The organism is Mycobacterium asiaticum DSM 44297 (genome assembly GCF_000613245.1).
Taxonomy (GTDB): Bacteria; Actinomycetota; Actinomycetes; order Mycobacteriales; family Mycobacteriaceae; genus Mycobacterium; species Mycobacterium asiaticum.
Window position 1 is genome coordinate 734,786 of record NZ_HG964938.1, and the last position, 21,017, is coordinate 755,802.

21 protein-coding genes and 1 tRNA gene are annotated in these 21,017 nt (G+C 66.5%); 12 read left to right on the forward strand and 10 right to left on the reverse strand.

What is annotated here, in order from left to right:
- Positions 1–4 precede the first annotated feature (4 nt).
- The gene (locus tag BN972_RS22275; RefSeq protein ID WP_036362617.1) at positions 5–604 is read left to right on the forward strand and encodes a putative glycolipid-binding domain-containing protein; all 600 of its coding nucleotides are present in this window, start codon (positions 5–7) and stop codon (positions 602–604) included.
- Here the strand turns inward: BN972_RS22275 and BN972_RS22280 are convergent.
- Positions 567–1,523: a prephenate dehydrogenase gene (locus BN972_RS22280; protein WP_036362619.1), complete on the reverse strand. Its 957-nt coding sequence runs from the start codon at positions 1,521–1,523 to the stop codon at positions 567–569. The two genes, BN972_RS22275 and BN972_RS22280, sit on opposite strands and share 38 nt — an antisense overlap.
- A gap of 108 nt (positions 1,524–1,631) precedes the next feature.
- On the opposite strand from BN972_RS22280, the gene BN972_RS22285 reads away from it, so the two are divergent.
- From BN972_RS22285 to BN972_RS22295, 3 genes are all read left to right on the forward strand, one after another.
- Entirely contained in the window at positions 1,632–2,156 is a 525-nt protein-coding gene (locus BN972_RS22285) for a tRNA adenosine deaminase-associated protein (protein ID WP_036362620.1), read from the forward strand.
- Positions 2,153–2,614, forward strand: coding sequence for a nucleoside deaminase (locus BN972_RS22290; protein ID WP_036362621.1), 462 nt, complete (start codon positions 2,153–2,155; stop codon positions 2,612–2,614). The genes BN972_RS22285 and BN972_RS22290 overlap by 4 nt, the downstream gene beginning before the upstream one ends.
- A gap of 29 nt (positions 2,615–2,643) precedes the next feature.
- Positions 2,644–2,733, forward strand: a tRNA-Ser gene (locus BN972_RS22295).
- Between the two features lie 59 nt (positions 2,734–2,792).
- Here the strand turns inward: BN972_RS22295 and BN972_RS22300 are convergent.
- From BN972_RS22300 to BN972_RS22310, 3 genes are all read right to left on the reverse strand, one after another.
- Positions 2,793–3,863 carry a hypothetical protein gene (locus tag BN972_RS22300; protein WP_142277039.1) on the reverse strand — a complete coding sequence of 357 codons (1,071 nt, stop codon included), beginning with the start codon at positions 3,861–3,863 and terminating at the stop codon, positions 2,793–2,795.
- Positions 3,864–4,063: 200 nt separating this feature from the next.
- Positions 4,064–4,387, reverse strand: a complete 324-nt coding sequence (locus BN972_RS22305; RefSeq protein ID WP_051545722.1) for a hypothetical protein — start codon at positions 4,385–4,387, stop codon at positions 4,064–4,066.
- A gap of 76 nt (positions 4,388–4,463) precedes the next feature.
- On the reverse strand, positions 4,464–4,721 hold the full coding sequence (locus tag BN972_RS22310; protein ID WP_036362623.1) for a hypothetical protein: 258 nt from the start codon (positions 4,719–4,721) through the stop codon (positions 4,464–4,466).
- Between the two features lie 178 nt (positions 4,722–4,899).
- Here BN972_RS22310 and BN972_RS22315 point away from each other — a divergent pair, with 178 nt between their 5' ends.
- Complete coding sequence (locus tag BN972_RS22315) at positions 4,900–5,760, forward strand: PE-PPE domain-containing protein (protein WP_315968807.1); 861 nt, start codon at positions 4,900–4,902, stop codon at positions 5,758–5,760.
- Positions 5,761–5,886: 126 nt separating this feature from the next.
- Here BN972_RS22315 and BN972_RS22320 read toward each other — a convergent pair whose 3' ends face one another.
- Both BN972_RS22320 and BN972_RS22325 read right to left on the reverse strand, forming a co-directional pair.
- Complete coding sequence (locus BN972_RS22320; RefSeq protein ID WP_036362626.1) at positions 5,887–7,023, reverse strand: glycoside hydrolase 5 family protein; 1,137 nt, start codon at positions 7,021–7,023, stop codon at positions 5,887–5,889.
- Positions 7,024–7,113: 90 nt separating this feature from the next.
- On the reverse strand, positions 7,114–7,473 hold the full coding sequence (locus BN972_RS22325) for a hypothetical protein (RefSeq protein ID WP_036362627.1): 360 nt from the start codon (positions 7,471–7,473) through the stop codon (positions 7,114–7,116).
- A gap of 165 nt (positions 7,474–7,638) precedes the next feature.
- Between BN972_RS22325 and BN972_RS22330 the strand changes: the two genes are divergently transcribed.
- Genes BN972_RS22330 through BN972_RS22345 form a run of 4 tightly spaced genes read left to right on the forward strand, consistent with a single transcriptional unit; the run spans position 7,639 to position 11,592 of the window.
- On the forward strand, positions 7,639–8,907 hold the full coding sequence (locus tag BN972_RS22330) for a sulfotransferase family protein (protein ID WP_036362629.1): 1,269 nt from the start codon (positions 7,639–7,641) through the stop codon (positions 8,905–8,907).
- Positions 8,908–8,920: 13 nt separating this feature from the next.
- Complete coding sequence (locus BN972_RS22335; protein WP_036362630.1) at positions 8,921–10,159, forward strand: MBL fold metallo-hydrolase; 1,239 nt, start codon at positions 8,921–8,923, stop codon at positions 10,157–10,159.
- Positions 10,126–10,623 carry a VOC family protein gene (locus BN972_RS22340; RefSeq protein WP_051545723.1) on the forward strand — a complete coding sequence of 166 codons (498 nt, stop codon included), beginning with the start codon at positions 10,126–10,128 and terminating at the stop codon, positions 10,621–10,623. The genes BN972_RS22335 and BN972_RS22340 overlap by 34 nt, the downstream gene beginning before the upstream one ends.
- Before the next feature lie 3 nt (positions 10,624–10,626).
- Positions 10,627–11,592, forward strand: a complete 966-nt coding sequence (locus BN972_RS22345; protein WP_036362635.1) for an LLM class flavin-dependent oxidoreductase — start codon at positions 10,627–10,629, stop codon at positions 11,590–11,592.
- On the opposite strand, the gene BN972_RS22350 is transcribed toward BN972_RS22345, so the two are convergent.
- Positions 11,589–11,981, reverse strand: coding sequence for a hypothetical protein (locus BN972_RS22350; RefSeq protein ID WP_036362638.1), 393 nt, complete (start codon positions 11,979–11,981; stop codon positions 11,589–11,591). The two genes, BN972_RS22345 and BN972_RS22350, sit on opposite strands and share 4 nt — an antisense overlap.
- Before the next feature lie 143 nt (positions 11,982–12,124).
- Here BN972_RS22350 and BN972_RS22355 point away from each other — a divergent pair, with 143 nt between their 5' ends.
- Positions 12,125–12,511, forward strand: coding sequence for a DUF2237 family protein (locus BN972_RS22355; protein WP_036363729.1), 387 nt, complete (start codon positions 12,125–12,127; stop codon positions 12,509–12,511).
- On the opposite strand, the gene BN972_RS22360 is transcribed toward BN972_RS22355, so the two are convergent.
- Genes BN972_RS22360 through BN972_RS22370 form a run of 3 tightly spaced genes read right to left on the reverse strand, consistent with a single transcriptional unit; the run spans position 12,512 to position 18,409 of the window.
- A complete protein-coding gene (locus BN972_RS22360) occupies positions 12,512–13,834 on the reverse strand; it encodes a M1 family metallopeptidase (protein ID WP_036362640.1) in 1,323 nt (440 codons plus the stop codon).
- Positions 13,831–17,742, reverse strand: coding sequence for a Pls/PosA family non-ribosomal peptide synthetase (locus tag BN972_RS22365; protein WP_200869756.1), 3,912 nt, complete (start codon positions 17,740–17,742; stop codon positions 13,831–13,833). The genes BN972_RS22360 and BN972_RS22365 overlap by 4 nt, the downstream gene beginning before the upstream one ends.
- A 10-nt stretch (positions 17,743–17,752) precedes the next feature.
- Positions 17,753–18,409 carry a GntR family transcriptional regulator gene (locus tag BN972_RS22370; protein ID WP_036362646.1) on the reverse strand — a complete coding sequence of 219 codons (657 nt, stop codon included), beginning with the start codon at positions 18,407–18,409 and terminating at the stop codon, positions 17,753–17,755.
- A gap of 68 nt (positions 18,410–18,477) precedes the next feature.
- Here BN972_RS22370 and BN972_RS22375 point away from each other — a divergent pair, with 68 nt between their 5' ends.
- Complete coding sequence (locus BN972_RS22375) at positions 18,478–19,827, forward strand: LLM class flavin-dependent oxidoreductase (protein ID WP_036362649.1); 1,350 nt, start codon at positions 18,478–18,480, stop codon at positions 19,825–19,827.
- Complete coding sequence (locus BN972_RS22380; protein ID WP_036362651.1) at positions 19,820–21,004, forward strand: CaiB/BaiF CoA transferase family protein; 1,185 nt, start codon at positions 19,820–19,822, stop codon at positions 21,002–21,004. The genes BN972_RS22375 and BN972_RS22380 overlap by 8 nt, the downstream gene beginning before the upstream one ends.
- Positions 21,005–21,017 lie beyond the last annotated feature (13 nt).

Genomic DNA, 21,017 nt, shown 5'->3' on the forward strand with positions numbered 1-21,017 from the left:
GAGTGTGAACGCAGCCCCTTCTGACCCAACACAGCGTGCCCAGCCCGCGATGTTCACCTGGCGCGCCCAGGATTGCTCGCGCATGGAATCAGTGCGAGTTCAGTTGTCCGGCAAGCGAATCAAGGCCAACGGGCGCATCGTAGCCGCGGCCACCCCGACCAGCCCCGCCTTCGGTGCCTTCTACGAACTGCAGACCGACGAGTCCGGTGCGACCAAGCGGTTCGGGCTGACCGTCACGCTGGCCGAGCGCGAGCGCCAGCTCGCCATCGCCCGCGACGAAGAGAACATGTGGCTGATCACCGACCACCAGGGCGAGAGACGCTCGGGTTATAACGGTGCCCTCGACGTCGACCTGGTGTTCAGCCCGTTCTTCAATGCGCTGCCGATCCGGCGGCTGGGCATCCATGAGCGGGCGGAGACGCTCGCGTTGCCGATGGTCTATGTGAACGTGCCCTCAATGTCCGTCGAGGCGGAGACGGTGAGTTACGCCAGCGAAGGCCGCTTGGATGGGATCAAGCTGCGTTCGCCGGTGGCCGACACCACCGTGACCGTCGACCGGGACGGGTTCATTGTTGAGTATCCAGGGTTGGCAGAGCGGATCTGATTACTCCACCAGCCCGGCCCGCGGCGGCCAACTGCTGGCGCCAGTTGTCCGCGCCGATGGCGACGGTGACGATGTCCGAGCGCGGAAAACTCTCGTAGCGAGTGCGGGCCGCGTGGCCCTCGTCGACCAGGTCGGCCACCGAACAGTTGCTGGCCAGTGAATCGCGCGCGCGGCTGAGCAGCTCGATGATGCGGCTGGTGGCCGGCACCAACTGGCCGGTGTTGGCCTCGCACATCGCGCGCACCAGCTCCGGTGCCGTCCCCGCGACCCTGGTGGCGTCCCGGAACGAGCCCGCGGCCAGCGCAAACGCCAGCGGGACCTCGGCCGCGGTGACGGCCAGCGCCTCGGCGAGCAGGTGCGGCAGGTGCGAGATTGCGGCGGCGGCCGCGTCGTGTTCGTCGGATCTGGCCGGCACCACCACCGCCCCGCAGTCCAGCGCCAACGTCATCACCATCGACCAGACCTCGGGGTCGACATGGTCGTCGACGCTGACCACCCAGGGCGCCCGGTTGAACAGGCCGCCGTGGCCGGCTCGCCAACCCGAGTGCGCGGTGCCGGTCATCGGGTGGCCGCCGACGAAGCGCTCTAGCAGTCCCGCGGCGGCGACCTCGTCGAGCACCGCGGTCTTGACGCTGGTCACGTCGGTCAGAGGACAATGCGGCGCGGACTCGCCGATGTGGGCCAGCATGTTCGGCAGGGCCGGCATCGGCACGGCCAGCACAATCAGCGCGTCGGTTTCGGCGGCTCGGGTCAGCGTCGCGTTGAGGTCCGTGGTGGCGTCGAACCCGTCCGAACGCGCACCCTGGGCACCCTCCACCGAGCGGTTATAGCCGAATACCTCACGGCCGGATGCCGAAGCGGCCCGCATGATCGATCCACCGATCAAGCCCAGTCCGAGCACACATACGGGTGTCTTCACCTCAGTCCTCACCACTTGTTCAAAGGTTGGCACAGCTCAGCCGGGCGCAGGCTGCGCGTCCCGGCTTCATCTGGCCAGCGGCCAGGTCAGGGACTAGCGTATGCGGCCATGGGAGTACAACGGGCCTCGGCAACGCAGGGCCCGTCCGCGGACACCCCGGACGGCTTCGGCGTCGCCGTCGTGCGTGAAGAGGGCCGCTGGCGCTGCGCGCCGCTGGGTCCCAAGGCTCTTACCAGTTTGTCGGCCGCGGAGACCGAGCTGCGGGAGCTGCGCAGCGCCGGGGCAGTCTTTGGGCTGCTGGATATCGACGACGAGTTTTTCGTCATCGTGCGCCCAGCGCCGTCTGGGACCCGGTTGCTGTTGTCGGATGCCACCGCCGCACTGGATTACGACATCGCCGCCGAGGTGCTGGACAGCCTGGACGCCGACATCGACCCGGAGGACCTCGAGGACGCCGAGCCGTTCGAGGAGGGTGACCTGGGCTTGCTCTCCGACATTGGGCTGCCCGAGGCGGTGCTGGGCGTGATTCTGGACGAGACGGACCTGTACGCCGATGAGCAGCTCGGCCGGATCGCGCGCGAGATGGGTTTCGCCGAACAGTTGTCGGCCGTGATCGACCGTCTCGGTAGGTGAGGGTTTCTGACGAGGAGCTGATCCGTGCTGCGCTGGCGGTCGCCGGGACCGCCGGGCCCCGTGACGTGCCCATCGGTGCGGTGGTCGTAGGCGCCGACGGCACCGAGCTGGCCCGGGCGGTGAATGCTCGCGAAGCGCTCGGCGATCCCACCGCGCATGCCGAGATCCTGGCGCTGCGGGCGGCGGCCGGTGTCCTGGGGGATGGGTGGCGGCTGGAAGGCGCGACGCTGGCGGTCACCGTCGAACCGTGCACCATGTGCGCCGGCGCGCTGGTGCTGGCGCGGGTCGCCCGCGTGGTGTTCGGGGCCTGGGAACCCAAGACCGGAGCGGTCGGGTCGCTGTGGGACGTGGTGCGCGATCGCCGGCTGAATCATCGCCCCGAGGTGCGGGGCGGAGTGCTCGCCGACGAGTGCGCCGCACCGCTCGAGAAGTTCTTCGCCCGCCAGCGATTGGGGTGAGCGGCGTTGGATTCGGTAAGCTGCCTGGCGGTGGCGTGTCCGAGCGGCCTAAGGAGCACGCCTCGAAAGCGTGTGACGGCTAAAACCGTCCGAGGGTTCAAATCCCTCCGCCACCGCCAAATGTCTCAGGACATCGCAATAGCCCGAACCCTCCTTTAGGGTTCGGGCTTTTCTCGCACTAGGCCTGCGCCCATTCGCGCCCGCAGCTGGCGCAAGTCCGAATTGTGCTGGCCCACTTCGGTTCGCCAGTCCGCGGCAATCGCAAGCTGTGCGCCTCCATCGCGCCGCAACCCGGGCAGGCGCACGTCGACTCGAACGGTTCGGGCGCTTGAGTGCCCATTAACCGTTGTGACTCTTCCCGCGAGTAGCGGCGTCGTCGGGCGTCCGCGTGCGTCGCGGCGACCGCGTCTACAAGGCGACGCAGGTCGTCGCCCGCGGTGTCACCGAGCGGTAGAAACCTGCCCTTCCGGTCCAGGTTGAAGCGTGCTTCCCGAGCGCTGAGCATCCAATCCTGCGGGGTGTTGGCCGTCCAGTCCACCAGTAGCACTCGCCGGCTGAGGGCCCCGGCGTAGATTGCGTCGAGTTGCGACGTCTTCTTTCGGCGTCCTTGCAAGTCGTAGCGCAAGACGACGACGTATGCCTCCGTGGCTGCGGGAGCGCAGACCAACGCCTCTTTCGCGCTGGCGATCACGGTCGAGGCAAGCGCGCGACGATAGAGATCGACTCTCTCCTTGTCGGTGCGCGGCCGGGTCCCTGCACCGGCCTGCACGAGGCCGTCGGTGATCTCGGGGCCGGGGTAGTGCACGACCACGGTGACGTAATTCCCGAGTGGGCCCGAACCGGCGTCGATGCACGCGGACTGAGATGCGTTGTCCGCCAGCGCATCGTCGACTGCGGCGATGACCTCGTACGGGTCGTGTGCGTGCAGCAGATTCCACCTGCGCAGCTCTTCGGCGTAGATTGCTTGCGCCTCGGCGTGGGCGGCTTCGGCCGCCGCGCGGCGATCTGCGTTGGCTACTTGCCGCAGCCGTTGCCAGCTTCGTGACAGCCCCGGTGCTTCGGGGGGCGTCGGCTGTGCTGGCGCAGGAAAATCCTCCAGGTGAAGTGAGGTGAGGAGTTCCGCGGCTCTGGCGCTATCGGCGGCGAGCTGTTTGGCTTGCCGACGATCGAAGGCATAGCCGATCATCTCCGCCACCCCGGACGCGAGTTCCACTCCGGCGACGAACGTATCGAGCTTGCTGGGTGACACCGGCTTGCTCGAGCGGGGCAAGGGCGTCTTCCGTGCGGGTCGCAGACTCTTGGCCGTCGACGACGCGGTGAAGGGTCCGAATCCCGAGCTGACGGCGGTCCTGCCGGCTCCAGCGTGAACGCGTGCGACGCGCGGGCCCACACTGGTCCTGATCCCTGATCCTGACGCCCGGATTCGTACTCCGGGAGCAATTTTCAGGCTCAGTCCCACTGGGTCCCCTCAGCGCCGAAGATCCTGCCCGCTTCCCTGCGCTTCTTCTCTGCGATGTCGCGGTCTTCGGCGGCGAACTGGTGATGTTGCTTAGCCGATCGCTGCAACCTGTCCATCGGGCGCCTGTCCTGGTCGACTGCTGCCTCTTCAATGCTAGCGACCTCGTCGTGCGCGCGTGCGGATTCTTCGAAGCTCTTCGCCGCCGACAGTGCCGAGCGGCCCGCCGCTTCCCGAGCATGTGCGACTCGGCTCTCGGCGTCCTTGAGCTCCGCCTCGGTGTAGCGGCCAACTGGTGGTAACTCGGGCTGATTCATCGTGCCTCCCTGCGCCGTATACCCACTCAAATGGTGGTCACCGGCGAGGCAGCGAAAAATCCGCCGTCGGAATGGCTCAGCCGCAGGGCGCGTCACCGGGGGTGTAGTAGGGCACGCCCTCGCGGGTGTAGCACGGCGGGCGCCCCTCGGCGCGCTGCCGAGCCTCGTCGATCGCGTCCGCCGCAGCGATGCTGCCCAGCGGACAATCAATCCGGTTCGGGTACGAACCTTCCCCAGCGGCGGGACAGGTATTCGCGGACGCCGCGGGTGCGACGGAAATCTGGAATGCCGCCACGGCGACTGCGGCCAGCAAAGCGGGCGTGAATTTTTTCATGAGCACAATTTACCGCCGTGGTCAATGGAGCAGCGCCCGAATTCGAAGACGGCTGACCCGCGTCTATAAATAGGAAGCCTCATTCCGGTTTCGATTCGCCAACGTTGCGGCGGGTCGAAACGTCGCCGGTGATATATATGAGCAGCAAATTCGGCTGCGATCTCTTGAGGTTTGCCTGGTGACGTCAGTGAGAAGAGCAACAGCAACGCTGGCGCTGACGCTCCTGGCCACCGTGGCAAACATTACTGCGCTGACAGCGGTCAATGCCGGTGCGGAAGTCGTCGCGACGACCGGCGCGACGGTCTTGACGCTCGACCCGGCGTTTCGCTCGCTACCCGGGAACTGGTTGCGTGGCGAACTATTCGCAGCTCCGAATGTAGTGGCGAAAGTCCCGTACAACAATTTCCCCAGCGCCGGCAATGTCCATCAGGGCTCGCTCAACCTCAACAACATGCTGCACGCTATCCCGGGTCCGAAAGTCGTCGTTGGCCACAGCGAGGGCGCCCAGGTGGAAGACGACTGGCTACGCACCTACGGCCCGACGAGCGACATCGATCCGGCGTCCGTGACGTTCATTCTCACCGGTGACCCGGAGGGGAAATACGGGGGTTGCATGCACGTCCGATACAGCGGATGCACGGCCGCTTATGGCGGAAACGGCTTCCCCATCGATACGCGCTACACCGTCAAAGTGGTGATCCGGCAATACGATTTCTGGGCCGATTGCCCGGCAAACCTGGCTAACGCTACCGCCGTGATGAACAGATTCGCCGCGATGTTCGTCGGTGGCGCGGGCCAATACCGGCAAGTCCACGGCGACTACAGCAACATCGGCCTCAACGATCCGGGAAACAAGACGTACGTGGAGGGAAATGCGACGTACATCCTCGGGGCGCCGGCCACCTATTACCTGCCGATGGTCACGCTGCTGAAAATACTGTCGCCAGAGGAGCACAAGCGTAATGCGGACATGGGGTGGCGCCCCGCCGTCGAGGCCGCCTACTACCGGCCGATGGGAGCGCTGCCGCCGCCGACCTGACCCCTAAATCGGGGTCGGGACCCCCGCAGGTGAGGCCGCCGTCGATGACGACGCGCGCGCCTTTGGGCACCAGCAGCTCGGCGTGCGCTGCGCCTGGCGTCGACCCGTCGGGTGGCGGTTACCGTCCTAGTCCCGGTCCCCTCCGCTGGCGAGCTTGCGGATCAATTGGACTTCGCTGTCGTGGTAGGGCCGGCCGTCAGGTTGCAGCAGGTCAGCGAACCACACTTTTGGTGGCGCCGTGGCGGGGCGGTCCCACGAAGTCCACGGGAAGTACGTCTGAGTTTTGCCGGCCACGAGCCCCCAGTTGAGGGCACCGACGTTGTGCCGCCGCGCAATCGGCAGGATTCCCTCAACGGTGCTGCCCAGGGACCGGGCCAGGTATTCGGTGCAGATGATCGGCCGACCCAACGGCGCGAGCTCGCCGATTCGGCTCTCGAATTCGCCGGGCGGGGCATAGCTGTGGAAGGTGATCACGTCAGAGTTGTCCAGCTGGAAGCCGGCGATCGCGCTGCGGCTCCCGGGATCTCCCCAATTCCCTTGCCACACACCGCTGGTCAACGGTTGGACGGGATCAACGGCGCGGGCCCAGCGAAAGACTTGGGGGAGCAGCCCGGCGACCCGGTCCAGTTTGTCCTTCCGCTCCACTTTGCGGTACTCCCGGGCCGGGTTGTCGGGTTCGTTCCACAGGTCCCACCCCAAAACCCGGTCATCACTGCGGAATTGGGTCAACACTCCGGTGACGTAGTCGGCCAGGATGGGGGCGTAGCGGCGGTCGTCGAGATGCTCGGCCCCCGGGCTCTGTACCCAACCCGAGTTGTGCACTCCCGGTCGCGGTGCGCGCTGACGGCCCAGCCGCGGAAACGGATCCCAGCAGGAATCGAATAACACGAACAGCGGCTTGATGCCGTGCCGGGCTGCGATCCCGACGAATTGCGCCAGCCGGGACTGGAAGCCGGCCCGGTCCTGCGCCCACAGCTGGTCGTGCAGGAAGACGCGCACGGTGTTGAAGCCATGGAAACGCGCCACCGCCAACTCGTTGTCGATGCGCCGCGCATCGTAGGTACCCGCTTGAAACATCTCGAGCTGGTTGATCGCGGTCGACGTGACGTAGTTGACGCCGACCAGCCAACCTTGGGCCTGATACCAGTTGTGCGCGCGCTCGGCCGGCCAGCGTCCTGCCTCCGCAAAGGCGCGCGGCGTCCTGGTCAAAGCCGTGCCGGCAGCCAACGCCAAGGGCAGCTTCAGGGCGGTTCGACGGTGCACGACGTGACGGTAGATTTCTTGGCCCGCCTACCCCGGGCGGCGTACCGTTCGGCGACCCGTTGAGTTTGGGAATTGTTATCCCGCCGTCACCTAACCACGCACCAGCAGCGGAAGCGAGATCATGCCCGCCCCACCAGTAACCATCAGAACCCAGCGGCCGTCGACCGGCAGGGTCACCTCGATAGGAAAGATCGCAAACCCCAGCTCGGCGGTGATGGCGGCTTCCGGTAATTCGAATTCGATGGTCAGCGGGTCGTCGTCGGTCGGCGGCCGGATCTCGACTTCGATGCGGCGGTCTGGGCTGCCGGTCTCCGATTGCGTCAACACCACAAGCAGAAACTGCGCCAGCCGATCCGCCTCGACAGCGAATCGGAGTAGCACCCCGCCCGAGACGTTCAGCTTGTTGTCCACTGCAGCCGCAGCTTCGGCAAGGAACGCCCCGACTATCACCGGCTGAACCTACCGCTACGTCCGGCGCCCGGCTAGGGCGCAGATCACGAAGCCGGCGTGTACGCCGGCCGTTCTGCCGACCTCGAAATGGCTGGTCCCCGCTGCGGGCTACCGCTGCGCTATCGTTCGACAAGTCACGGCAACGGCGCCCTGGGGAGGTCACAGGTGAATTCTGCGGGCCCTGCCGCCGAGGACATCGACTTCGATGATCTGGCATCGCCCCGGCTTACGGATGTTCAGCGTCAGATCCTTGACTTCACTGAAGCCAGGCACGTTGAGTTCGGTATCGACAAGATGCTCAGCGAGGCCCGCGAGCAGGCGGGCGTCACCGATCTCGACGACACCGACGGATTCACCGACCGGCTCAGCGCCCACGTGGCGGCGATCGAAAACGACACCGGCCTACGCCAGCTCAGCCGGTCAACCCTGCGGCAACGGGTGGTACGACTGCTGCGCAACCGGTTGTCGCTGACCGAACTGATCAAACGCTTTCCCGAGATCGAGTCGATCCCGATCGAGAAGCCGATCATCGTGGTCGGGATGCCACGATCGGGCACCACGCACCTGGTGAACCTCATCGCGGCCGACCCTCGCCGGCGAGCCCTGCCGTATTGGGAGAGCCAGGATCCGATACCGGCTCGCGGCCGGGGGCCGGACGCCCACGGCGTGGATCCGCGTTACACACGGGTCAAGCAGGAACACGACGCGCTGATGGTCAGCGCACCGATCGTGGCCGCCATGCACGACCGCTTCCCGGAGGCCATCGAGGAGGAGGTCGAGATCCTCGACCTGGATCTGGCCTCCTATGTGCTGGAATGGCATGCGCGCGTGCCGGATTGGCGCGATTACTACCTGGGCCTGGATCAGCACCGGCATTACGCGTATCTGAAGAAGGTGCTGCAAGCGCTGACGTTCCTGCGGGGTCCGCGGACATGGATCCTGAAGAGCCCGCAGCACTGCGAGCAACTCGGGCCGCTGATGGCGACGTTTCCCGATGCGACGGTGGCTTTCACCCACCGCGATCCAGTCGCGGTGATCCAGTCCGCGATCACCATGATGGCCTACTCCGACCGGCTGCGCCGCACATCCATCGAGCCGGACTGGCTGCTGGATTACTGGAGCGACCGCGTGCATCGACTGCTGAGCGCGTGCGTGCGCGACCGTGGCCTGGTGCCGGCCGAACGCCGTATCGACATCGGCTTCCACCAGCTCAACGGCAACGAAATGCGGCTGCTCGAAGAGCTTTACCGGCGCGGTGACGTGGAACTGACGGCGGCGGTGCGGGAACGGTTCAAGCGTTATCTCGACGGCAATCCCCGCGGCAAGCACGGCAGGATTCGTTATGACCTGCGCCGCCACTTCGGGATATCGCCCGACGAACTGCGGGCACGGTTCGGCTTCTACTTCGACGCGTTCGACGTCCGCGCCGAATGAAGGAAAGGCAGTGATGTTCGAACCGATCTATCGACGCCGCCCCGGCGCCGATGCCATGCGGGCCGCCTCCGCCGAGTGTGCCGAGCAGATTGCGCCCGGAATATGGTGCTCGCCAGGCCTGTCGAACTCCTACCTGCTCACCACCGCAGACGGAAGGGTGATCGTCAACACCGGCATGGGATTCGAGGGACCGGTGCACCGGGCCAACTTCGACGCGGTCGACTCCGCGCCGGTGCGCTACGTCATTTTCACCCAGGGCCACGTCGATCATGTCGGCGGCTTGGACAGCGTCCGTGACCCCGACACGACCGTTGTCGCACAGGCGAATTGGACACGTTGGCGCGACGACAACGAACGGCTCATCCCGTATCGCGCCCACCGCAGTGCGTTCGCGTTTCAGGACACCCTCGCCGACGGCATCAAGGCGATCCAGCGCCGTCTCGGCACCAGAAAATTGGCGCACCAGAGCGTCCCGATCGTCGACCTGGACTTCGAGGACACACTCACCCTGCAGGTCGGTGGACGACGGCTGGAACTGATCGCGGTGCCGGGTGGGGAAACCAGCGATTCACTGGTGGTGTGGTTACCCAAAGAGCGAATCTGCCTGTGTGGGAACACCTTCGGACCTGTCTTCGGACACATCCCCAACCTGGTCACCATGCGCGGCGACCGGTACCGCGACGCGCTGACCGCCGTCGAGTCGGTCGAACGAGTGCGGCAGCTGCGACCGGAGTTGTTGGTCACGGGCCACTTCGATCCTATCGCCGGCGCCGATCGCATCGACAGCGAGCTGACCCGACTGCGCGACGCCATCCAGTACATCCATGACGAGACGGTCGCCGGCATGAACGCCGGCAAGGACGTCCGAACGTTGATGCGCGAGATCACGCTGCCCACGGAATACGAAGTGGGAGAAGGCTATGGAAAGGTCGCGTGGGATGTGCGGGCCATCTGGGAGAACTACTCCGGCTGGTTCCACCACCGTTCGACCACCGAACTCTATCCAGTCGGTCCCGACGCCGTCGCCGCCGATCTGGTCGAACTCGCCGGTGCCGACGCCCTGGTAAAGCGCGCGCGGGAACATCTGAGCGCGGGTCGGCCGGTGCACGCGATCCACCTGGCCGAGCTGCTGCCCGAAGGCACCCCCGCGGCCCGCGAAGTACTCCGAGACGCCCACCAGCAACTGCTCGCGGACGCCAATAACTTCTGGGAGACCGCATGGCTCAAGCAACAGATTGCGAGGAACTCGTGACCGCGGCGCTAAAACCCGAAGACCTTTATCACACCGGTTTGGTGGTGCCCGACCTCGAAGCCGCGATGGCCCGGCTCACCGCCCTGGCCGGCTACCAGTGGATCAGCCCGATGAGCTACACACTGCCGTTCCGCACGACCGCCGGCACCCGCGAGTTGACCTCGACGATCGTGTACTCCGTGCAAGCGCCTTATCTCGAACTCCTGCAGGAGGTTCCGGGCACTCCCTGGACGGCGGCTCCCGGCAATGCCGTGCACCACGTCGGCTATTTCACCGACAACCTCGCCCAGACGGCTCAATCGTTGCAGGACCACGGCTTCGTGTTCGAGATGACCGCCGACGTGCCCGGTACGGAGCTCGGGCTGTTCGCCTACTACGTCGACGCGGTCGGCACCCGCATCGAAATCGTGGATCGCGCCCTATTTCCAGACTTCCCCGCCTTCGTGCGTTCGCAGGCTCGGTAGCCGATGCTGTTGACCGTACTTCGCTTCAACTTCGCATCACCTCAAGGCGATCCACGCAAGCAGGGCGAGTTGATCCGTGCCGCACTGGAACTTGCGCAGTGGGGTGAGTCGCGCGGTATCACCACGATCAGCGTCGACGAACACCATGTCACCGGGCACGGCTGGAGCTGCAACCCGATCATGGCCGCGTCGATGTTCCTGGCCCGAACGTCACGGCTGATCGCCAGCGTGGATTGCGCGCTCGGCCCGATGTGGAATCCGGTTCGGCTGGCCGAGGACATCGCGCTCGTCGACAACATGAGCCGGGGCAGGTTGCACACCACGGTGGGACTGGGCTATCGGACCGTCGAGTTCGATTGCCTGGGAGTCGAGTTCAGCCGGCGCGGCAAGCTGATGGACAACGTGATCGAGCGGATGCTGTCGGTCTGGTCAGGGGCGGACGCGGGTGTCTGCACCGGGACATGGACCAAGCCGCATCCGCCGCTGTATGTCGGAGGCGGCTCACGTGCCACCGCCCGGCGCGCGGCACGGTTCCGCTTGCCGCTCAGCCTGGCCGACCACCTGCCCGACGTCGCGGAGCACTACCGGCAGCTGTGCGCCGAGGGCGGGGCGACACCGTTCGTGATCATGCCGGGACCGGTCAACCGCGGGATGATCTTCCTGCACGAGGACCCGGACCGGGCGTGGGTCGAGCTCGGCGAGTACATCCTCTGGGAGGCGGTCACTTACGGCGGATGGTCGGCCGACGAGCGGTCCCTGATGCACCTGCCCGGCGTGCAGACGCTCGATGAGGTCAGGGCCTCGGGCAGGTACCGGTTCCTGACACCCGACGAGCTCATCGCCGAGGTGCGGGACGCGGAGAATTTCGGACCGCTCGTAATGCACCCGCTGGTCGGTGGCATGCCCGTGGACGAAGCATGGAAGTCGGTGCATTTGCTCACCGATTCCGTGTTGCCGGCGCTGGCCTAAAGGCCGAGTGACGATTCCGGGGGCACGAAGTCGGTCACCAGCACCGGCAGCGAAATCGCGCCGGTGCCACCGCTGACCACCAGGACCCAGCGGCCGTTCGATGGCAACCGAAGCTGCAACTCGAAGAAGGCGAAGCCCGGGAACTCCGCCACGGAGGCTTCCGGCACCTCGAACTCCAGCCGGATCGGATCCTCGTCGGTCGGCGGCCGCATCTCGATTTTGAGCAGCCGATCGGTACTGCCGGGCTCGGCCTGAGTCAGCACGACCAGGACGAAGCGGGCCGACCGCTCGGGCCCGAGCGCGAACCGGGACAGCACCCCGCCGGACACATTGAGTTTGTTGTCGACGACGGCGGCCGCGTCGGCCAGGAAAGCTCCGGTGAGTATCACGCCGCTGAACCTACCATCGAGCAGCAAACCCGCCGCTGCCCAAAGCGTGCTCGCCGCCGGCCTGGAGTGGGGTTGGAGGATGGCCGCCGTTTAAGGGGCGACAATTCGCTGGAAAGCGCGATACTAAGCGCATGTCCGATCGCCTGCCTGATCGCAACGTGCTCGGTGGTTCGTTGGAACCGTGCGGGAATGAGCCGGTTACCGGCTTTTACCGGGATGGCTGCTGTTCCACCGGCGACCAGGACCGCGGCCTGCACACCATCTGCGCGGTCGTCACCGCCGAGTTCCTCGAGCACCAGCGTTCTATCGGCAACGACCTGTCCACGCCGGTGCCCGAGTACCGGTTTCCCGGCTTGCTGCCGGGCGACCGCTGGTGTGTCACCGCGGTGAACTGGTTGCGTGCCCACCATGACGGGTGCGCGGCACCGGTGGTCCTGGCGTCCACCCATGAGCGCACCCTCGAGGTGGTACCGCTCGAGGTCCTGCAACAGTACGCCGTGGACGTGCCCGACGACCTCGCCAATCTGTAATCAGGGAACGTCCGTCGAGTACAGCCAGGCTTCCCACAACGGTCGCAGCGAGTCGTCGGCGTAGTTGGCCGCCAGACCGGTGAAGTCGTCGGTGACGGCGGTCCCGTGCCGGTACCGGGCGGTCCAATCCCGCAGCAGCGCAAAAAATTTCTCATCACCAACCCGGCGGCGCAGGGCATGCAGGGTCAGCGCGCCCCGTTTGTACACCCGGTCGTCGAACATGTGGCGCGGTCCCGGATCGGTCAGCAGCAGATCCTGCGGTTGCTGTGCGAGCTCGTGGTGGTACCGGTGCGCCAGCTCGTCGGCGTCCGGACCGCCGCTGTGCTCCGACCAGAGCCACTCCGCGTAGCAAGCGAAGCCCTCGTGCAACCAGATGTCGCGCCAGCGGCGTGCCGTCACCGAGTTGCCGAACCACTGATGCGCCAATTCGTGGGCGATGAGCCGTTCGCTATCCCGGGTGCCGTCGCAATGGTTGGCGCCGAATATCGAGATGCCCTGTGCTTCAAGGGGAATATCCAACTCGTCATCGGTGACCACGACGGTGTATCCGTCCGCGAGGGGATACGGTCCGAACAGGTCGATGAACAGTTTCACCATATCGGGTTGCCGGGCGAAGTCGTGGTCGAATTCGGCTCTGAGACGTTCCGGCAGCGCGGCCCGCATCGTGATCGGTGTCCGGGACAACCGGGCGGTCTCGTAGACGCCGATCTGCAGGGTAATGAGGTAGGTGGACGTGGGCTCGGGCTGCTCGTAGATCCAGACGGTCTGCGAAGCCCGGGCTCGACGCGACATCAGTTTGCCGTTCGCGACGACCCGGTACGCACTCTCGGTGCTGATCCGGATCCGGAAAGCGGCCTTGGCGCTGGGATGGTCGTCGCAGGGAAACCAGGATGCCGCTCCGTTGGGTTGGCCGGCGACCAGGGCGCCGTCCGAGAGTTCCTCGAAACCCACATCGCCCCAGAGGGTCCGGAGAGGTTTGGGGGTACCGCCGTAGCGCACCACGATCGACATCGCGGCGCCGGTAGCCAATTTGACCGGCAGTGTGATGCGCAGTTTGCCGGCGCGGCAACTGAAGCGGGAAGCGCGTTTGCCGTTCACCGAAACCTTCGACACCGACAAAGCGCTGGACAGATCGAGGGTGAAGTCCGTCAGCTCGGTCACAGTGACCGCGGTGATGGTCGCCGTTCCCGACAGCCGGTTGCTCGCCACCCGGTATTCCAGGTCCAGCTCATAACGCGACACCGTGTAACCGAAGTTACCGTTCTGCGGGAGGTAAGGGTCGACCACCTCATTCGAAGTGGCTTTGCCGTTGGAAGATTTCACGCGGCAGTTTCCTCGGCACTGGACACTCGCTTGCGGCCGGACTTCTTGCGGACCTGCTGCCAGGGCCGCACCGGATTACCTTGCCAGCGCGTCGATCCGGGTACCTCGTCGCCACGGACGACAAGCGATGCGGGTCCGACGGACGCCCCGGCTCCCAGCCTGGCTGCCGGCAGCGCGACGCAGTGCGGGCCGAGGGTGGCGCCGGGCTCCAACACAACGCTGTCCAGCCGCATGATCCGATCATGGAACAGATGCGTCTGCACCACACAGCCGCGGTTGACGGTGCTGCCGGCGCCGAGGGTGACCAGATCGGCCTCCGGCAGCCAATAGGTTTCACACCAGGAGCCCCGACCGATCGCCGCGCCGAGCCCGCGCAGCCACAGGTTCAGCACCGGTGTGCCGCTGGCCGCCCGCGCAAACCATGGCGCGGCAACGGTTTCGATGAAGGTGTCGGCCAGTTCGTTACGCCAGACGAACGACGACCACAATGGGTGCTCGCCGGCCTTGATCCGCCCGACCAACAGCCACTTGGCCACCACGGTCACCACGCCGGCGGCCACGCCGGCCGCCAGCAGCACCAGCCCGCCGCCCAGCGCCGCCCACCAAATCCCGAATCGCGTTGTCAGCGCCTGCAATACCCCCAGCACCGCCACCCCGATCACGGCGGTCACCAGCACTGGCAACACCCGACAGATCTCCACCGCGGCCCGCATCACCTTCAACCGGGTCGGCGGATGGTAGGTGGTCTCTTCGTCGGCCTTGGCCGGGCGCCGGCGCAACCGCATCGGCGGGCTGCCCAGCCACGACGAACCGCGTTTGGCCTTGGGCGGGGTCGCCGACAGCACGGCAACCAGGCCATCGTCGGGCACGCGGCGACCCGGTTGGGTGATACCTGAGTTGCCGAGGAACGCGCGGCGCCCCACCGTGGTCTCGGCAGCGTAGATCCAGCCGCCGCCGAGTTCATAGGAGGCGACCATGGTGTCGTCGGCCAGGAATGCGCCATCCTCGATCACCGCGAACTTGGGGGTCAGCAGCACCGTCGAAATCTCGGTGTCGCGGCCCACTCGGGCGCCGAGCATGCGCAGCCAGACGGGTGTGAAAAGGCTGGCGTACAAGGGAAACAGGTAGTTGCGGGCGGCGTCCATCAGCCGCTCGGTGGTCCACAGCTGCCACCCGGTCCGGCTGCGCACCGGGTGGTATCCCTCGCGCAACCCGAAGGACAAGGCGCGCACCGCGACCACCGTCAGCACCGCATACGTGGCCAGAGCGGTCACCGCCGCGGCGGGTGTCCAGAGCAACGCCGGTAGCACCGCCTGTGCCAGGTTGCGGGTGTGGCGCACCGCTAAGCCGATGACGATCAATCCGGTCGCCACCGCCAGCAGCGGCAGGGCGGCCAGACACAGTGACGTCAACCCGTAGATCCCTACCCACTGCGATCTCGGTGCCGGTCGCTCGTCGGGCCACGGGTGTTTGACCCGCCCGGATTTGGCCGCCGGGGAGCCCTTCCAGTACTGACCGTTTTTGATCTTGTCGACGACGCCAGAGCCGGGCGCCACGTCGGCGTTCTTGCCGACCACCGCGCCGGGCAGCAGCGTGGTGCGGGCTCCGATGGTCGCGTCGTTGCCGATGGTGATCTTGCCCAGGTGAAACAGGTCGCCGTCGATCCAATGCCCACACAGGTCGACTTCGGGTTCGATCGCACTGCGGTGCCCGACGGTCAACAACCCGGTCACCGGCGGCACTGAATGCAGGTCGACGCCCTTACCGATGTCCGCGCCCAGGGCGCGTGCGTAATAGACGAGCCACGGTGCACCGGCGAGGTTTTCGGCACCGCTCGCCGCTGCCAGCCGCTCGGCGAACCAGACGCGCAGATGCACGAACCCGCCGCGCGGGTAACTGCCCGGCCGGACGTTCCACAGCAGGATCCGCGCGCCGAGCACCGCAATCCCCATCCGGCCCACCGGCGTGACGAACATGACGAACGCCGCCGCTACGAGCCACCAGTTCACCGCGACCGTCCACGGCACCGCATGCACAGCACGGCCAACGTTGTTCCCCAAAGCCAGCCAGGTAACCCACTGCAGCGCCGACAAGGTGGCCAGCGGCAAGGACAGCAGGACTTGGACCAACTGCGTGCGCAGCGGCGTCGGCCGCACCACACGCTCGGGCACCTGCGGCGGCGGCTCCAGTTCGTCGAGGAACCCGGCGAGCGAGCCCAGTCGCGGGTGGTCGTACAGGTCGGCGACGGTGAGCTGCGGGTAGTGCTGGCGCAGGGTCGCGACAAGTTGCGCCGCCGCCAGTGAGCCACCGCCCAGGGCGAAGAAATCGGCTTCCTGGCCGGTCACCGTGCCGCCCAACAGATCTCGCCACAAGCCGGCCAACCGGCCCGCAGTGCCGGCCAGCTCCGGTGTCTCTTCGTCGGCGGTACTGCCGGGCGGCGGCCAGGGCAGCGCGTCCCGATCGACCTTGCCCGACGTGCGGGTGGGCAGCTGCTCGATACGCACCAGCCGGGGTACCAGCGCGGCCGGCAGCCGCTCGGCCAGTTCGTCGCGCGCCTTGGTGATGTCGAAAGACGGATCCGCGCTGACCACATATCCGACCAGTACCGGCGCTCCGGTGCTGGTGCGCCGGACCGCGGCCGCACCGCCACTCACGCCGTTCAGATTGACCAGCGCGGAGTCCACCTCGCCGAGCTCGATGCGACGACCGCCGACCTTGACCTGGTCGTCCGCGCGACCGCAGAAGTAGAGCCCGTCACGTTCCAGCCGGACCAGATCACCGCTGCGATAAGCCCGTTTCCAGCCGAGCGCCGGCATCGGACCGTACTTCTCGGCGTCCTTGTCCTCGTCCAGGTAGCGGGCCAATCCAACACCGCCGATCACCAGTTCGCCGGTTTCGCCGTAACTCACCGGCGCACCACCGCCGTCGACCACAGCCAGGTCCCACCCCGCCAGTGGCAGGCCGATGCTGACCGGTCCCGTGCCGTCCAGCCGGGCGGCGCAGGACACCACGGTGGCCTCGGTGGGGCCGTAGGTGTTCCATACTTCGCGGCCGCCTTCCACGCCCAGGGTGAGCCGTTCGGCGAGCTCGGGCGGGCACGCCTCTCCGCCGAAGATCAACAGCCGCACCGCTTCCAGCGCCTCGGCGGGCCACAACGCCGCCAGCGACGGCACGGTCGAGACCACGGTGACGTCGCGGGTGACCAGCCACGGTCCCAGATCCATTCCGCTGCGCACCAGCGATCGCGGCGCGGGCACCAGGCAGGCGCCGTGCCGCCAGGCCAGCCACATCTCCTCGCAGGACGCGTCGAACGCCACGGACAACCCGGCCAGCACCCGGTCGCCGGGGCCAATGGGGTTGTCCTGCAGAAAAATTCGCGCTTCCGCGTCGACGAACGCCGCGGCGCTGCGGTGCGTGACCGCAACGCCTTTCGGCGTGCCGGTGGATCCCGAGGTGAAGATGATCCACGCGTCGTCGCGGGCCAGCGGCGCCCCTGCCCGCCAACCGCGTGACGCACCCTGGGTGCGCTGGATGCCGTCGGCGCTGATCACCGCGACAACGTTGGCCTCGCCGAACACCAACTCCGCGCGCTCGTCCGGGTCGTCGGCGTCGACGGGCACATAGGCCGCGCCGGCGGCGAGGACCGCCAGGATCGCCACGTACAGCGAGTAGCTGCCCGAGGGCATCCGGATGCCGATCCGGTCGCCGCGGCCGATACCCCGGGCTGCCAGCCAAGCGACGCTGTCGTTCATGTCCTCGACGAGTTCGCTGTAGGTCAGCTGCACCTCACCGTCGTCGATCGCGGCGGCATCGGGGTACCGCGCGGCCGTGTCCTTGATGATGTCGATCAGCGTGCGCGGACTCGGTGCGTCAGCGGACAGCAGATACTGCGCGGGGATCGCGGGCACCTTAGGAACCCTAGTGGCCACGCCCGTTCAGCCAGTCGACCAACGAACGTCCGGCGTCGAGAACGTGGCGTTCGGCGATGACGCGGGCCCGATCGGCGTCCTTGTCGGCGAACGCGTCCAGCAACTCCTGGTGCTCGTCCAGCGAATGCTTCTCGTGCTCGGGGAACAGGGTGAGGAAGTTGGTGGGCACCACCCGCGCCGCTTGCTTGATTTGCGTCATGAGTCGCGGAGAGTGGGCCGCCCGGTGGATCTTCTGGTGGAAATGCCAGTTGGCCTCGCCGATGCTGTCGTCGCCGGATCGGGCCGCGACGTCGGTTGCGAGTTCGCGCAGCGCCGACAGTTCGTCCGGTTCGACCCGCTCGGCGGCCCAGGCCGCTGCCTGGCCGGTCAGCACACCAAGGATGGTGAAGCTGTCCAGCACGTCATCTGGACTGATGCCGATCACCGTGACGCCGCTGCGCGGAGCGACCCGCACCAGACCTTCGAAAGACAGTTCCAGCAGTGCTTCGCGTACCGGGGTCCGGCTGGTGGCGAACTCTTCGGTGATTGCGTCCAGGTCTAGGCGTGAGCCCGCCGGCAGGGCGCCGGTCAAGATGCGGTCCCGTAGTTCACGGGCGGCCCGTTCGCGCACGGTGCCCGAGATGTCGATTCCCGAGACGGAGGCCACAGCGGCAGCATAACAGATTCAGCATCTAACATTTGATATCTGAAATATCAGATGTTAGATTCTCGTTCGTGCGCAGCGACAAGATGACTCTGGTGGCCTTCATGCAAGCCGGTAATGCCTCGGTGTATGCGGGGTCGTGGCGGCACCCCGCGACCGAGCACCGCTACCTCGACGCGTCCTACTACGCCAAGATCGGGCGCCAGCTGGAAGAGGGCTGTTTCGACTTGATGTTCTTCGACGACCGGTTGGCGATGCCGGGTGTCTACGGAGGGTCCGTGGCCGAGGCGGTGTTGTTCGGCGCCCGCCCGGTCAAGCTGGACCTCGGTGTCGTGCTCGGGGTGCTGACTCAGGCCACGTCACACATCGGATTGGGCGCCACCTACTCCACCACGTACTACGCGCCGTTCCATGTGGCGCGCACCTTCGCCTCGCTGGACCACCTGTCGGGTGGTCGCGCCGCCTGGAACGTCGTCACCTCGGTCAACGACACCGAGGCGCAGAATTTTGGTGTCGACGCCCACCTCGGCCACGACGAACGCTACAACCGGGCCGATGAGTTCCTCGACGTCGTCACCGGCCTGTGGGACACCTGGGAGGACGGCGCGATACTGCACGACCGCGCGTCCGGTCGGTTTGCGGATCCCGACATGGTCCATGAACTCGGGCACGTGGGCCGTTACTTTGCCAGCCGCGGGCCGCTGACGGTGCCCCGCTCCCCGCAGGGCCGACCGGTCATCATTCAGGCTGGATCCTCGGGCCGGGGCCGCGAATTTGCTTCGCGCTGGGCGGAACTGATCTTTACCGGGGATCCCGGCATCGAGGTAGCGCGTAATCACTACGCCGACCAGAAGCGACGTATTGCCGAGGCCGGGCGGGATCCCGGTGCGGTGCGTATCTGCCCGATGGCCTACGCGGTGGTGGGGGAGTCGGAGGCGCACGCCAAGGATCGTGAAGCGCTGTTCCTCAACGACCTGGTCCATCCGATGGCCTCGCTGACGTTGCTCTCGGAACTGATGAATTACGACTTCGCACAACATGATCTGGACGATCCGGTCACCGACGAGCTGATCGCGTCGGTGTCCGGAATCCGCGGGCTGGTACAGAGCCTGCGCGCCCACATTGGCGGCCCGGTGACCGTTCGTGACCTGGCCGGTCATCGGGCGACGCTGTTGCAGGGTCCGAGGTTCGTCGGCACCGGTGAACAGGTCGCCGAGCAGATGGCCGACTGGTTCCAAAGCGGAGCGTGCGACGGATTCGTCTTGGCCGCAACGCATCTGCCAGGTGCCTTCGAGGACGTGGTGCGGATGGTGGTTCCGCAGTTGCAGCGTCGGGGGCTGTTCCGCACCGCCTACGAGTCGTCCACCCTGCGGGGCCATCTCGGCCTGCAACGGCCCGCCCGGGTCCGCGTCGATGCTTGACGGCCTGCGGGTACTCGACCTGGCCACGCTGGCCGCCGCGCCGCTGGTGGCGACCTATCTGGGGGAGTTCGGTGCCGACGTGATCAAGGTCGAGCAGCCGCGCCACGGCGACCCAATCCGGTCCTGGGGGAATCAGCGCGACGGCGTGGGCCTGATGTGGAAGTCCATATCCCGCAACAAGCGTTCGATCACTCTGGACATGCGCTGCGCCGAAGGCCAGGAACTGGTGCGACGACTGGTTCGGCACGCCGACGTCGCCATCTTCAACACCAGACCGCAGACCCTACGCAAGTGGGGCCTGGACTACGAGAGTCTGCGCGCGGTCAACGAGCGAATCATAGTGCTGCACATCACCGGATACGGTCTGACCGGACCCAAGAGCGAACGGCCCGGCTTCGGCACGCTCGGGGAGGCGATGAGCGGATTCGCCCACCTCACCGGCCCAGCAGGGGGACCACCGACACTGCCACCGTTCATGCTGGCCGACGGCGTCGCCTCGCTGAACGCCGCGTATGCGGTGCTGATGGCGCTCTACCGTCGCGACGTGCATGCCGCATCCGGCCAACTGATCGATGTCAATCTCATCGATCCACTGGCGCGCCTGTTGGAACAGGCGCTGCTGGGCTACGACCAGTTGGGTCTGGTGCCGACGCGATCCGGTAACCGCTGGGATATCTCGGCTCCGCGCAACACCTACCGCACCGCAGACGGGCGGTGGCTCGCGATGTCGGGAAGCTCGCCCGCGCTGGCGCTCAGAGTGTTTCGGGCCATCGGCCGAGACGACCTGGCAAACCATGCGGACTTCTCCGATCCGCAGCGGCGGCTCGCCCGGGCCGGCGAGGTTGATGCTGTGGTTGCGGATTGGGTTGCGGCGCGCAGTCTTTCAGACGCAATGACGATCCTTGAGGCACATGATGTCGCCGCGGCACCCGTCTACGACATCACCGATCTGGTCCGAGACGCTCAACTCGCCCATCGAGGCGTGTTCGTCACCGTGGCCGACGACGAACTCGGACCGATGACGGTGCAGGCCCCGGTGCCGCGGTTCTCAGCAGCCGAAGCAACGATCGACCACCTGGGGCCGAAGCTGGGGCAACACAACGCCGAGGTGTACGGCGAGCTACTCGGACTGAGTGTCAACGATATTGACGATCTCCATGCCCGTGGCGTGGTCTGAACCGAAGGGACAA

What these genes read in the sequence shown, in the direction of transcription:
- BN972_RS22285 (WP_036362620.1), top strand. Translation starts at nt 1,632, where the DNA reads ATGGGAGTACAACGGGCCTCGGCAACGCAGGGCCCGTCCGCGGACACC.
- BN972_RS22335 (WP_036362630.1), top strand. Translation starts at nt 8,921, where the DNA reads ATGTTCGAACCGATCTATCGACGCCGCCCCGGCGCCGATGCCATGCGG.
- BN972_RS22380 (WP_036362651.1), top strand. Translation starts at nt 19,820, where the DNA reads ATGCTTGACGGCCTGCGGGTACTCGACCTGGCCACGCTGGCCGCCGCG.
- BN972_RS22340 (WP_051545723.1), top strand. Translation starts at nt 10,126, where the DNA reads ATGGCTCAAGCAACAGATTGCGAGGAACTCGTGACCGCGGCGCTAAAA.
- BN972_RS22305 (WP_051545722.1), bottom strand. Translation starts at nt 4,387, where the DNA reads ATGAATCAGCCCGAGTTACCACCAGTTGGCCGCTACACCGAGGCGGAG.
- BN972_RS22310 (WP_036362623.1), bottom strand. Translation starts at nt 4,721, where the DNA reads ATGAAAAAATTCACGCCCGCTTTGCTGGCCGCAGTCGCCGTGGCGGCA.
- BN972_RS22345 (WP_036362635.1), top strand. Translation starts at nt 10,627, where the DNA reads ATGCTGTTGACCGTACTTCGCTTCAACTTCGCATCACCTCAAGGCGAT.